The organism is Dankookia rubra (assembly GCF_004355005.1).
Lineage (GTDB): Bacteria > Pseudomonadota > Alphaproteobacteria > Acetobacterales > Acetobacteraceae > Paracraurococcus > Paracraurococcus ruber_A.
In genome coordinates this window covers 1-1,222 of sequence record NZ_SMSJ01000279.1, presented here as the reverse complement: position 1 = coordinate 1,222, position 1,222 = coordinate 1, and the positions used below count along the sequence as shown (strand labels likewise).

Sequence of the window (1,222 nt, the reverse complement as noted above, 5' to 3'; positions counted from 1 at the left end):
GGCGCCGATCCCGCCGCCGCCGCCGCCGAAGCCGCCGCCCGCGCCCACGGTCCGCTGGCCGAGGCCCGGCGCGGTGCCGCCCGGCGCGGTCGGCTGCGCCGTCACGCTGTCCGGCGTGAAGGCCTGCTGGAGCAGGTAGGCCACATCGTTGCTGCGGCCGTTCTGCAGGTAGAAGACATGCCAGGACCGCACGGTGCGGCGGCGCGCATTCTCCACCAGGCCGAAAATCCGCCGGGCGCTGTCGATCAGCTGCGGCTGCGCCGCCGTCACCAGCACGGCATTGATCCGGGTCATCGGCACCACGCGGATCTGCGCCGCCATCGCGCCGCCCTGCTGCGCCCGCAAGGCCTCCTGCAGCGCGGTCGCCATGTCGCGCGCATCGCCGGAGGGGATCGGCAGCAGCGCATAGGACTGGTTGGCCAGCACGTCGACGTCGAAAGTGGCGGCAAGCTGCGCCAGCGCCTCCCGCGCCTGCGGGTCGCCGCCGAGGATCAGCGCGTTGCGGCCGGGATCGGCGGCGACCCGGCCGCCCGGCCCGGCGAAGGGCGTCAGCACCTTGGCCAGCTCCTCGGCCGAGGCATAGCGCAGCGGCAGCACGCGGTTGCCGGCGCCGGTCAGGGCCTCCGCCCCGGCGACGCCCGAGGCGGCGGCGGCGGCGGCCTGCGGCAGCACGCGGTAGAGCCCGCCGGCTTCGATCACCGCGGCACCGTTCTGCGCCAGCAGCGCCTGCAGCGTCGGCAGCAGCTGCGCCCGGGTCAGCGGCACCGCGGTGCGCAGCGTGACGCTGCCGCGCACCGCCGGGTCGATCGCGTAGTTGGCGCGCAGCATGCCGCCGAGCACCTGCGCCACCACTTCGCGGATGTCGGTATCGGCGAAGTCGAGCGAATACTCGCCGCCGCCCTGCCGCGCCGCGCCGCCGCCCGGGCCCGGCAGGGTGGAGGGCAACGCCATGTTGGTCGCCACCGCGGGCACCGGCAGCGGCGCGTCGATCCGCCCGCTGATGCGCGGGGAAGCGACGGCCCCCGCGCCGCTGACCGACGGCAGGGGCTGCAGCACCGGCTTCTCCGGCGGCGGCACGCAGGCGGCGGCCAGCAGCGCCAGGACCGGGGCGAGGCGCCTCACCGGCCCGGCGTCCCCGGGACGCCCGGGAAACCGGGCGGCAGCTGCACCGGCGTGCCGCCGGGCGCCGCGGCCGGGACCACCCCGGCGGGGCGGGCCGGCG

The 1,222-nt window shown here is 77.7% G+C and carries 1 protein-coding gene; it reads right to left on the bottom strand.

The genetic code is table 11. The annotated features are described in order from the left end of the window. Window positions 1–1,122, bottom strand: a 1,122-nt coding sequence (locus tag E2C06_RS36545) for a secretin N-terminal domain-containing protein (protein ID WP_277751924.1), incomplete at its 3' end; no start/stop codon positions are given. Between the last annotated feature and the right edge of the window lie 100 nt (window positions 1,123–1,222).